This window comes from Pedobacter gandavensis (assembly GCF_032677645.1).
Taxonomy (GTDB): Bacteria; Bacteroidota; Bacteroidia; order Sphingobacteriales; family Sphingobacteriaceae; genus Pedobacter; species Pedobacter gandavensis_A.
Map to the genome: position 1 here is coordinate 399,075 of NZ_JAVTSB010000002.1, position 12,872 is coordinate 411,946.

Genomic DNA, 12,872 nt, shown 5'->3' on the forward strand with positions numbered 1-12,872 from the left:
CCATAAAAATACAGCAATAATTGATACAAGCAACACTTAAATATTTGATTTTGATATCATTGATACCGGAAAAGAATTTTCTAATTAATAGTGTCATTTGAGACAGACCATTAGGTTAAAAAGGACATTTTTCTTTTGAAAAACCTCATTTACGGAGTTAGAGCGCATCGGTTATTGTAGTTTTTCCTGATGCTAACCAAAAACGTGCCATAATACTAAAATAGCAATATTGCGTGTATTAAAGTCGGGCATCCGTGAATTTACGGTCAATAAAGGATTTCGTATCGAAGATAATCGTCCCCTCCCGCTGGTATTTTCCATAATCAATACTTAAAAATTCCTGATGAGAAACGGCTATAATAATCGCCTTATAGCTTTTATCTATAAGGATGTTATCGGTCTGAAAACCATATTCCTGTTGCACCAGCTCAGGATTTGCCCAGGGATCATAAACGGTAACCTCCATCCCAAATTGTTGCAGTTCATGGTAAATATCGATCACCCTGGTGTTCCTGATGTCAGGACAATTCTCCTTAAATGCGAAACCGAGGATCAATACCTTCTCCCCTTTCACTGGAAAGCCTTTGGCAATCATCAATTTGACTACTTTATTGGCCACAAACATGCCCATATTGTCATTTACTCTTCTGCCTGACAAAATTACCTGTGGATGGTAACCTAAGGACTCCGCTTTATGCGCCAGGTAATAGGGGTCTACGCCAATACAATGGCCACCTACCAATCCCGGTTTATATTTCAGGAAGTTCCATTTTGTTCCCGCAGCCTCAATCACATCTGTAGTATCGATACCAATACGGTCGAAAATCAGGGCCAGTTCATTCACAAAAGAGATATTGACATCCCTTTGTGCATTTTCTATGGCTTTTGAAGCTTCGGCAACTTTGATACTAGGTGCTTTATGGGTGCCGGCAGTAATGATCTGACCATATAACTGGTCTATGTATTCGGCAATTTCAGGCGTTGAACCGGAAGTCACCTTTTTGATTTTCGTTAAGGTATTGATGCGGTCCCCGGGATTAATCCTTTCCGGAGAATAGCCACAGAAGAAATCTATATTGAATTTTAAACCAGAATACTGCTCCAACACCGGTACGCAATCTTCTTCCGTACACCCGGGATAAACAGTGGATTCGTAAATCACAATATCGCCCTTTTTTAGAACACCGCCAATCATGGCAGAAGCTTTCAGTAAGGGTTGTAAGTCCGGTGCTTTAAAGCGGTTAATCGGGGTAGGAACGGTCACGATATAAATCTGGCAGGATTCCAGGTCTGTGGTAGTACAAGAAAACTGTAAGCCGGTGCTTGTTTCCTGGCTGTTCTTTAACTGCAATACCTGCTGCAATTCTTCCAGGTCTGCTTCTCTGGTTCGGTCTTCTCCATTGGAAAGTTCCTGAATCCTGAGTTCATCGATATCAAATCCGAGTACTTTATACTTTTTCGCGAATTCAATAGCAAGCGGCAATCCCACATAACCTAAACCTATAATTGCAATTTTATACGCTTTATCCATATTCATTTTTTTCCTTTAGCAACGGATTCCAGATCCTTTGATTAAAATTTCCAGATCAGCTGATCAAATCTCAAGCCAGCTGCTCAAAATTCTAAGACCCGGTTACCCGAATTTCCAGAACGTTTTAAAGGTAGAAAGAATTTTAATTGTTCAGAGGTACGGTTATTGAAATACTTGATACAGGTTTTCAACTAATCCAACTGAAAAATGAAAACATTCCTTTTATCGATCCTATGTTTAAGCTTCGGAATATCCGGACTAAAAGCACAAGACAGTACCACTGTAAAAGTAGATTTTATGGTTCCTCCTGTGGCAAAAACTGTGGTCCATTTGAACCGCTCTGATGCGGCTCTGGGAATTTCTGCAGCGACCCTTGCTAAACAAAAAACCAGACAAAATCCACCAGTCAATATTGCCCTGTTTGCGGTCGACAGGCGTACCGAAGCGGAGGCCGGAAACTCCGATGTAGTGATCGTGATTTCCATTGATCAGCTCAGTGGAAAAATAAAAATGTCTTCGATTATGAGGGATACTTATGTCAATATTGAGGGCTCAGGCATGAATAAGCTCAATGCAGCCTTCGCAATTGGCGGACCGCAGCTCGCGATAAAAACCATCAATCAGAATTTCGATCTGGACATCAGAGATTATATCAACGTTGATTTTTATGGCGCGGCAAAGATTGTGGATGCCTTGGGTGGCGTGCAGATTCCGCTAAAACCGGAAGAGCTTTCCTACCTCAATAACTACCTGAAAGAGCTGTCCATTTATGATAAAATTCCTATGGTTCCGGTAACAGAACCGGGCTTGCAAAAACTCAGCGGAAAACAGGCGGTTGCCTATACCCGGATCAGAGCCGTTGGCCATGGTGACGCCCAAAGAACAGAGCGTCAAAGGCTTGTACTCATTGCTATTTTCGACAAGCTGAAAGCAAAAGGTAAGGAAATATTTCCCGTTTTTGCCACAGAAATCCTCCCTAATCTCGAAACCAGCATGAACAATATGACCCTTTTCGGCTTTGCCGGAAGTATTTTAAATTCAAAAAACAAAACGATTGATCAGGCCAGATTCCCATTAGATAAAGAGAGTGTTGGGAAAAGAATTGACAACATCTGGTACCTGACTACCGATTTAAAAACGACCAGTAATTCCTTACACCAATTTATATACAATAACAATCCCTTAACCACGAAACGCTAATTGTAAACAACACATACCTTCCATATCTAATCGCCATGTAAACCAGCAGGTTTAATCAGGTTAACGAACCTTCCCAAAAGTTCGCCATAAACTTCTATTATCAAAATTTTATAGTATTTATAAAAAATATTATAAAACAATCATTAATTATCAGAATTAAATTCAACTTAACAACTATAGCTATAAGTTCTAAGAATTAGCAATCTCTTGATTTATTTTACATAATTTTACATTAAGTAATTGATAATTAACCTCTCAACCTAATTGTCCCATGGACATATCATATTTCCAAATTTTCCTTTCAGAGCGGATCCATCTCTTTGGACCAGGACTGGAAAATTCTTTTCGCTTCTCAAATCAACTCAACAATTATATTAAACACAACTTATTATGGAACCTTTCTTAGGCGAGATCAGATTATTCGGTTTTTATTACCCACCTCGTGGCTGGGCATTATGCGATGGACAAATGCTTCCAATACAACAAAACTCGGCACTATTTGCCCTTTTAGGAACGCAATTCGGTGGTAATGGTACACAAAATTTTGGTGTGCCAGATCTTAGAGGCAGAGCGCCAATTGGTCAGGGCCAGGGGACAGATTTAAGCCCTCGAACAATGGGAAAAACCACTGGAACAGAGAGTATTACCATCTCAACAACACAAATGCCCTCGCATACACATGTGGCCACTGTAACTAACGCACTGAACGCAAATGCTAAAGAAGGAACGCTAACGGCTCCGGTTTCAGGAAGTTCATTAGCCGCAATGGTAGATACCAGTGTAAATAAGATTCTTAGCTACAATAGTGAGGCACCTACGATTTCAACAGCTGGCGCTAGTCCCACCATTACCAATGCCCCTACCGGTAATGGTCTACCAATATCAGTCATGCAGCCAACACTTGTAATTAATTACTGCATTGCCCTGGAAGGCATATTCCCTTCCAGAAACTAACTATAAAGCTTAAAATTAACGCCCTCCTTTTAAAATTAACGCTCTCCCTATGAAGACATCATACCTACAAAAACTCACCCTGGTTATTACTTTTTGCTTATTTTTCTTTTCTGCAAAAACCAGCAGGGCACAACTGCTTGCCGGTGATCTGGCCATCATTGGGGTAAATGCAAAAACACTGCTTAATCCCGTACCAACGGCAACAATATCTTTTGTTGCCTTAGCCGAAATCCCTTCGGGAACCATAGTAAACCTTACAGATATTGGCTATACAGGCAGTGGTTTTGTCACCACACCTATTCCTCCCGGCATCACTAGTCCCGACGGAACTGCCACCTGGACCGTAACCACTAAGGTTCCTGCTGGTACTGTATTTACCATCACCATACTTGCAGGTATAAGTCCCTCTGTATCCATCCTGCCCAATGCTTATGGGAATGTAGCATTAGCTACAGACAGCTGGACACATGCTATCGCAGAACCAATTCCGATTAATGCCGGAGATACCTGGCTCCTCTATACCGGCACTAAAGCCAGTCCGAACTTCATGTACGGTTTCAGCAATGCAAAAAACCCGGATCTTGACCAAATTGACGAGACTACCGGCTGGACAAAGGATGGTCAACCACCTAAAAACCAAAGCTCTACACTTCCAGCAACCTTAAAGGCTGCAAATGCCTATACCTCTTTAATCTCTTTTAAAACCGTTGATAATCAACGGGATTTCAATGCCTATTCCGGTACTTTTTTCGGGTCAAAATCAACTTTACTCGCCCAGATTAAAAATACCACAAGCTGGACAGCAACAGACAATACTGCTGACGCTAAAGTACTGACTCCGGGTACCACCGGCGGTGCTTTTCCAGGCACTCAACCCATATACAAGCTGGGCTCCAGCGTACTTAGTGTAACTGCGACTCCGTCAACGGGAATTCAGGGGATCAACGCATCAATCGTTGTAACTGTAAATTTCAGTGACGTAGTATCTGTAACAGGCACCCCCAGAATCAGCCTCAACACCGGTGGTTTTGCCAATTATACCGGTGGAACCGGCGGTAAAGCCCTTACTTTTAACTATACGGTAGCGCCTGGCGAAAGCAACGCTCACCTTGATTATAGCAGCATCGCTGCACTTGAATTAAACGGAGGAACTATTCTGGATTCACAAAATGATCCTGCCCAACGCACACTTCCGGCTATTGCAAGCCCGCTTTCTTTGGCCGGTAGTAGTACCCTTGCAATTGATGGCGTTGTCCCGATCGTTTCTTTCGCTGGCTCCAGCACTGCCAATGGCAGTTATGGTCTCGGACAAAACATCGACATCGTACTCACATTTCCTGAGAACGTAACCGTTACAGGCACACCAACACTCGCCCTAAATAATGGAGGTATTGCTACATATTTCTCCGGAAGCGGTAGCCCAATTTTAACTTTCCGCTATACGATCGGCGCAAATCAGAATACTGCTCATCTTGAATATGCCGCTGCGAACGCACTTGCCTTAGCTGGTGGAACGATCAAAGACGCTGCATTAAATGATGCAACCCTTACCCTGAAAGCGCCGGGATTACCCGGATCTTTAGGCAGCAATAACAGCTTCATCATAGACACCACCATCCCAACAGTGGTCAGCGTAACCGGAACAAACGGGAATTATGGGATAGGATCAATTGTTCCCATAACGATTACCTTTTCAGAAAACATCATCGTTACCGGAAATCCTGAACTTGCCCTTAATGCTGGCATGCCTGCCGCAAAGGCAATTTATGCCAGTGGTACTGGAACGCCGAACCTGACTTTCAACTATACTATAGCGGAAGGTCAAGCCAGTCCGGATCTGGAGTATATGGGCACAGGTTCCCTTACCCTGGCAGGAGGAACATTGAAAGATGCGGCAAAAAACAATGCCCTTTTAACATTACCAGTCCCGGGATTATTAAATTCTCTTGCAAACACTTCGGCCATCGTGGTGAATACGACACGCCCAAGGGTAATGAGCATTCTAAGGAAAAGCCCGTCCAACAGCATTACCAATGCAGATGCAGTGGAATATACAGTCATCTTTTCTGAAGCAGTTAACGGAGTAGACGTTTCTGATTTTGAAAGCACTGGCTCCATTCCAGGTGCCGTCATTTCATCAGTAGCTGGATCAGGATCAGTTTATATCGTTGGGGTATCAACCGCAACTGTAAACGGAAACATGTCAATTAATTTAAAATCCAGCGGTACAGGTATTGTAAATGCGTTTTTAAATCCTATTAATACCGGATTTGGACCAAGTGATATCTATACCATTGATAAAACGGCACCAACCCTTACCGCCATCTCTATTCGGTCCAACAGCGCTGCCGGCACAAGTCTCGCCAAAGCCGGTGATATCATTACCATCAACTTCAGGACCTCTGAAACGATCAATACGCCTGTAGTGAACATCAATGGGAACACCGCCACAGTTCTGAATACCGCAGGGAATGACTGGGTAGCGACTTATATTACGAAGGCATCAGACAACGACGGATTGGTTCCTTTCAGTTTCACTTATTCGGATCTTGCCGGAAATACTGGTATCCCAAGAGGTACAACAACCGATTTCACCAATGTATTTTTTGATAAAACGGCACCAACTTTACCCTTCGTATCTATTGTAGCTAATAATGCTTCCTATCCTGCTTATGCAAAGGCCGGGGCTTTAGTTACCTTATCCTTCAGAGCTTCTGAAAGCATCACCACCCCAATAGTAACTATTGGAGGCGCAACGGTTACGGCATCTCCTGCGGGAGGATTTAACTGGGTAGCGCTCTATACGCTGCCCTCGGGTCTGGCAGATGGCGTAGTTCCTTTTACCATCAACTATACAGATACTTATGGTAATACCGGAGCGCAACAAATTTCAGTCAACACCGGCTCCATGGTGACCTTAGATAAAACTATACCTACACTAAGTAATGTGAGTATCAGCAGTAATAATCCAAATCCTGCTTTAGCGAAACCCGGAGATCAGGTGACCCTTACTTTTACTGCTTCCGAAGGAATTCAATCACCAGGCGTATTCTTTTATGGATCAGCATCGATGAGTATTGTACCCCAGGGAAACAATGTATGGACTGCAATAGGAGTCCTGAGCGCCTTGAACACGGAAGGAGCAGTTCCTTTTGAGATCCGTTATTCAGATTTTGCAGGAAATGCAGGTACTGCAGTGACTACGACCAACGATGCTTCTACCGTTAGATATGATAAAACGCTTCCTGTTCCACCTAATTTCCTGGGTGTAACGCCTGGAAATCAACAGAATACGATGACCTGGTTTTTAGACTCAGACTATGCGAAATATGAATTGATTGGTGGAGCTACCGGCGCGTTAGGTAATAATGTGCTGACCACCATTACCGCGGCTAATGCCACTAATCCAATGAGCTTCACGCAGACGGGCCTGACGAATTTCCAGACCTATTACTATGCACTTCGGGTAACTGATGCTGCAGGTAATATAAACACCAGCAGTACATTCAGCGGAATACCTCTAAATGCACAGACCATCACTTTTGATCAACCGGTTGCTGCAGAATATGGCAGTTCATTTACGCTCAATGCTACCAGTACTTCTGGTTTACCGGTTACTTTCACTTCCAACGAACCTGCACTGGCTACGATTTCCGGCAATACAGTAACTATAATAGGCGTAACCAGTCAGAAATCAGTGTCTATCATTGCTACTCAACCTGGAAATGCGAATTATTCTTATGCCCCACCGGTAGTCCGACTGTTGGAAATCAAGCCAAAACCGGTTACGGTAACGGCTACTGCGCAGACGAAAGTATTCGGTGGTTTAGATCCTGCCATAGCTGCCCCGACCATCAGTCCGGCGCTATTTGGCACCGATGTCAGCACAGGAACACTAGCCAGAGCATCTGGAGAAAATGCGGGTAATTATGAGATTGGTGTTGGTACTTTCACACTCGATCCTCTAAAATATGCCATTACTTATGTCCCTGCTAATTTCAGCATCAGCCAAAAAACAGTGACGATTAATCCGTTTGTAAATACAAAAGTATTCAACCAGAATGATCCTACACTAAGCTTTATGATTGATGTTCCCGGCGTGCCGGTTACAGGTGCACTCAAAAGAACTGCGGGAGAAAATGTAGGATCATATGGTTATGACCTCAGTGGAATGACAGTAGGTTCAAATTTTCAACTGGCACTGAATCCAACGCCTAAATTCAACATTACCCCTTTAACTATAGAGGTGACAGCGACCGCTGCTAGCAAACAATATGGCGATACGGACCCATCACTGGCTTATACTAATGTTCCTGCACTAAAAATTGGCGACAACTTTAGCGGCAGCCTAACCAGGGCTCCAGGAGAAACTCCGGGCAATTACGCGGTAAGCAAGGGAACACTGGCATTAAGCACAAATTATCTGCTTAATTTTAACCCAGCTACAGTGAACTTTACAGTGCTTAAAAAGGACATCAACATTACCCCTACTGCTGGTCAGGGAAAAGTTTATGGTGAACTGGATGGCAATATCAATTATGTAGCTAGCCCTGCTTTATTGAATGGCGATACCTTTAGTGGTGCTTTAGGCAGAGCTGCTGGTTCAGCCGTTGCTGATTACCCAATCTCTATCGGTAGTCTGGTTGCCCGTAACCCACAGAATTACAACCTGCAACTGAGTCCGGAAAACTATGCCATCACCAGAAAACCGATCATGGTAATTGCAACTGCGGTAAGCCAGGTTTATGGAGATGCTGACCCGTTGTCCTTGCCATATACCTTATCTGTTCCTTTGGCAACCGGCGATTCTTTTAGCGGCAAGCTGGCTAGAACTCCAGGATCTGCTGTAGGAAGCTATCCTGTTAACCAGGGAAACCTGGCTTTAGGTTCAAATTACGACCTTGATTTTACTACTGCAGATTTAACGATTACCAAAAAAGCTATCGCCATTACTGCGGTAAGCAAGGCTAAAAATTATGGTGAAAATGACCCTGCATTTGAGTACAATTTTAGTCCTTTGGTATCACCTGATGTGATTACCGGAACATTGACAAGAACACCAGGAGAAAATGCAGGCACTTATAACTTTGAGCTGGGAACACTAAACGCAGGTTCAAATTACACCCTGAACTTAAGTCCACTGCCTCAATTCACGATTAACAATGCGACCATTACAGTAACGCCAATTGCGGCAAGTATTCAATATGGTGATACAGAACCTGTAATCGGCTATAACTTTACACCTGCGCTTAAATCTGGTGATGTCTTTACAGGAGCATTGGCCAGAGCCGCAGGAAATACACCAAATTCTTACCTGATCAACCAGGGTACATTGGCTTTAAGCAGCAATTACACGCTTAACTTCAGCGCTGCTCCGGTGAACTTCGTGGTGCTTAAGAAAAACATTAGCATTACGCCTGCCGCTGGTCAGGGGAAAGTATATGGAGAGATAGATGGTACGATCAATTATACGTCGAACCCGGCTTTACTCAATGGCGATACCTTTAGTGGTGCTTTAGCGAGATCTACAGGTTCAGCTGTTGCTGATTATCCAATCTCTATCGGTAGTCTGGTTGCCAGTAATGCAGGAAATTACAACCTGCAACTGAGCCCGGAAAATTATGCGATCACCAAAAGATCAATTACATTAACTGCTACTCCGGTAACACAGGTTTATGGCATTGCAGACCCTGCTACTTTACCTTATACCTTATCTGATGCCTTGCCAAATGGCGATGTAGTTTCGGGATCTCTGGTTAGAGCTCCGGGATCAGATGTAGGAACCTATGCCATTGCCAAAGGGAATATCTCTTTAGGTTCGAATTATGATTTCAGCTTTAGTCCGGCAAACCTGACGATTACCCAAAAACCAGTAGCCGTTACTGCAGCTAACAAGAACAAAACTTATGGCGATACTGATCCGGAATTTACTTATACCAGCGCTCCTGCATTAATTGGCAGCGACAAGTTTAGCGGTTCATTAGGAAGAGCTGCCGGAGATGATATTGGCAAGTATGCCCTTACTTTAGGTGATTTAGCTTTGAGTAATAATTACCTGCTGACTTTAAATCCTGGTGCTGAACTGCAGATCACTAAAAAAACCATCCAGGTAACTGCCGAAGCGAAATCTAAAGTTTATGGTACTGCCGATCCTGTACTCACTTATCTGTTGAATCCGGCATTGGTGGCTACTGATACTTTTAGTGGTAGCTTATCCCGCCAACCAGGTTCGCATGTTGGCAGTTATGTCATCGGACAAGGTGACCTGACCCTAAGCACAAATTACCAGTTGAATTATACACCAGCTAATCTGGACATTACCGCTAAGGCAATTGCCGTTCAGCTGACTGCTGCTGGTAAAACTTATGGCGCCACAGATCCTGCCCTGGCTTATACTACGATTCCTGCGCTGGAAAGTGGCGATACATTTAGTGGTTCGCCAACCAGAGCCCCTGGAGAAAACAAAGGAACTTACCTGATTACTAAAGGTATATTAAGCGCTGGCCCGGATTACACGCTAAACTTTACCAATGCCAATTTCGTGATTGATCCAGCTCCGCTAACGCTGACTGCCGATGATCAGTCGAGATTTGTAGGATTGCCAAACCCTGTACTTACCGGTAAATATGCTGGTTTTGTAAATGGTCAGGATGCTTCAGTCTTAACTAGTCAGGCAGTATACAATACGGTTGCTACGGTTGCCAGTCCGATTGGAACGTATCCGATTGTCCCTTCCGGAGCGGCAGGTCTTAACTACACGATTAAATTTGTAAATGGGGTGTTAACCTTAAAAGCAGCTGCCCCAACCTCGGTATTACTGGCCGCGAAAACAGTTTATGAAAACCAGAGTTCCGGAACCTCAGCAGGTACGTTATCGAGTATTTCCGATGATCCACAAGCAACCTTTACTTATAGCTTAGTGACTGGAAATGGTGACACCGATAATGCTGCTTTCCAGATTTCCGGCGATCAGCTGTTAACCGCAGCCAGCCTGGATTATGAAAACAAAAAGGTGTACAGCGTGCTGGTTAGAAGTACCACACAACATGGTTTCTTCCTGGATCAGGCTTTCAAAATCAACCTGAATGATGTGAATGAAATTCCAACCTTAAACGCGATTGCCAATGCTACGATTTGTTATACAACGACTAGTCAGGCAATAGATTTAACCGGAATTACCGCAGGTCCGGAAAACGGACAACATATCAGTATCAAGGTAAGCAGTAGCAATGCTGCACTGTTGCAAAACTTAACGGTTACGCCAGATATGCTTTCTGGTTCTTCTGCCGGTAAAGCGGTGATTAACTATCGCATCAAAAGCGGCGCTTCCGGTGTTAGCACGATCACCGTTACGGTAAAAGATGACGGTGGCACCGATAATGGTGGTGTTGATACGTATAGCAAAACCTTTGTGTTAACTGTAAATGCCTTACCGGTAGTTTCAATTGCGGCCGATAAAGGAACCGACAACAACCCGAACAGCACTACAGTAAGTAAAGGGGAAACGGTTGTATTGACCGCCAGCGGTGGCAGCAGCTACGCATGGGCAGTTAGTAACAGCGCAGTTGGCAGTCTGAACGCCGCCAGCTTAACGGTGAGACCAAGAGAAACCACTACTTATACGGTTACCGTTAGCAATGCCAACGGTTGTACGGAGCAGAAAAGCTTTACCGTAACTGTATTGGACGACCTGGAGAAAATCAAAGCCACCAATATCTTATCTCCTAACGGTGATGGATACAACGACAAATGGATCATTGATAACATCGATTTCTACCCGAATAATGAGGTGAAAATCTTTGACAAATCAGGAAGAATGGTCTATAGTAAAAAAGGCTACGACAATACCTGGGATGGTATGCTAAATGGCAGCCCACTAACTGAAGGCACCTATTTTTATGTGATTGACTTCGGTAAGGACCGCCAGAGATTCAAAGGTTTTATCACCATCGTAAGAGAGAACTAATGAGCGCAGTTATTCTAACAACCACCGACCTTAACATCAACAAGATGAAAAATACTTATAAATTAGGCTTAGCGCTGCTTATGGTTTTCGCCATAGGTAGCAGCGCTAATGCTCAGCTCAATCCTTTAACGGCTCAATATTTTACCAACCAATACCTGATTAATCCTGCAATGGCAGGGACAGATCAGGGGCTGAAACTGAATGCCGCTTACCGTAAGCTCTGGAGCAATGTGCCCGGCTCTCCGCTAACCCAGAATATCACCGCCGACTATGGTTTTGATAAAGTAGGATTAGGCTTAAATGTCTACAATGAAAGCGCCGGTCTGCAAAGACAAACGCGTGTAGTTGGGACCTATGCTTATCACCTGAAACTGAATAATGAGGCCAACCGCCTGCATTTTGGAGTGTCCCTGGGTTTTATGAGTCAGCGCTTAGAGAATAGTGATATTTATGGCAATCCGAATGACCCTGCCGTTGGTCAGTACAACGACCGCCAAACTTATCTGGATGGTGATTTCGGTATCGCATACACCTCAGAAAAACTAACGGTTCAGGCTTCTGTTCCTAACCTGAAAAGTGTGCTGAAAAAGGATGTAATCAAACTAGCCGATGTTTCTACTTTTTATGCCGCAGCTAGTTACCGCGTGAAGCTGTCAGAAGGGGTAAATGGTTTCGACCTGGAACCGAAAGTAGCGTATAGAGGGGTTCAAGGGTATGATAATATCTGGGATGCCGGTGCGCAGTTAGCCATCGCCAATAAACAGGTGTTCCTGACCGGGTTGTATCACAGCACCGAAAATGCAACGTTCGGACTAGGTATGGATTTCAGGAATAAATACCTGATATCAGGCACGTATACGACTCAGACTTCGGCGTTAAGCGGGTATACGAATGGTAGTTTTGAACTTAACCTGAGGTTGAATCTTTCGAAATAATTATTAAGAAAGAGTTAGCAGGAAAGAATTAGCTGGAAAGAGTTAGCACTACTCCAGGTCTGGAAAATTTCATTGCTCCCTTTGAGGGGAGCATTAAAATCCCCCTGGGTCCTGTCGCAGGCTATTCTCTTTCTTTGGGAGGTTAAAGAAAACCGATACGGTCATGGTTGGGTTGACTAGCCTATCTGTGTACTAACCAATCGGTATTTCTGGGAGGCTAAAGAAAACCGATACGGTCATGGTTGGGTTGACTAGCCTATCCGTGTACTAACCAATCGGTATTTTT

General features: G+C 43.8%; 5 protein-coding genes. 4 read left to right on the plus strand and 1 reads right to left on the minus strand.

The genetic code is table 11. The features are described 5' to 3' along the window. Window positions 1-238: 238 nt before the first annotated feature. Entirely contained in the window at window positions 239-1,537 is a 1,299-nt protein-coding gene (locus R2Q66_RS05135; RefSeq protein WP_316746929.1) for a nucleotide sugar dehydrogenase, read from the minus strand. Window positions 1,538-1,738: 201 nt separating this feature from the next. On the opposite strand from R2Q66_RS05135, the gene R2Q66_RS05140 reads away from it, so the two are divergent. The 4 genes from R2Q66_RS05140 to R2Q66_RS05155 all read left to right on the plus strand — a co-directional run bounded on the left by R2Q66_RS05140 (window position 1,739) and on the right by R2Q66_RS05155 (window position 12,586). Then, window positions 1,739-2,731, plus strand: a complete 993-nt coding sequence (locus R2Q66_RS05140) for an LCP family protein (RefSeq protein ID WP_316746930.1) — start codon at window positions 1,739-1,741, stop codon at window positions 2,729-2,731. Window positions 2,732-3,121: 390 nt separating this feature from the next. Then, window positions 3,122-3,685: a phage tail protein gene (locus R2Q66_RS05145; protein WP_316746931.1), complete on the plus strand. Its 564-nt coding sequence runs from the start codon at window positions 3,122-3,124 to the stop codon at window positions 3,683-3,685. Window positions 3,686-3,734: 49 nt separating this feature from the next. Next, window positions 3,735-11,651: an MBG domain-containing protein gene (locus tag R2Q66_RS05150; RefSeq protein WP_316746932.1), complete on the plus strand. Its 7,917-nt coding sequence runs from the start codon at window positions 3,735-3,737 to the stop codon at window positions 11,649-11,651. After that, window positions 11,651-12,586: a PorP/SprF family type IX secretion system membrane protein gene (locus tag R2Q66_RS05155; RefSeq protein WP_316746933.1), complete on the plus strand. Its 936-nt coding sequence runs from the start codon at window positions 11,651-11,653 to the stop codon at window positions 12,584-12,586. Before R2Q66_RS05150 ends, R2Q66_RS05155 begins: the two co-directional genes overlap by 1 nt. Window positions 12,587-12,872 lie beyond the last annotated feature (286 nt).

Bases quoted from the DNA above. Each gene is read 5' to 3' on its own strand.
- R2Q66_RS05135 (WP_316746929.1), bottom strand. From the start codon at position 1,537: ATGAATATGGATAAAGCGTATAAAATTGCAATTATAGGTTTAGGTTAT.
- R2Q66_RS05140 (WP_316746930.1), top strand. From the start codon at position 1,739: ATGAAAACATTCCTTTTATCGATCCTATGTTTAAGCTTCGGAATATCC.
- R2Q66_RS05145 (WP_316746931.1), top strand. From the start codon at position 3,122: ATGGAACCTTTCTTAGGCGAGATCAGATTATTCGGTTTTTATTACCCA.
- R2Q66_RS05150 (WP_316746932.1), top strand. From the start codon at position 3,735: ATGAAGACATCATACCTACAAAAACTCACCCTGGTTATTACTTTTTGC.
- R2Q66_RS05155 (WP_316746933.1), top strand. From the start codon at position 11,651: ATGAGCGCAGTTATTCTAACAACCACCGACCTTAACATCAACAAGATG.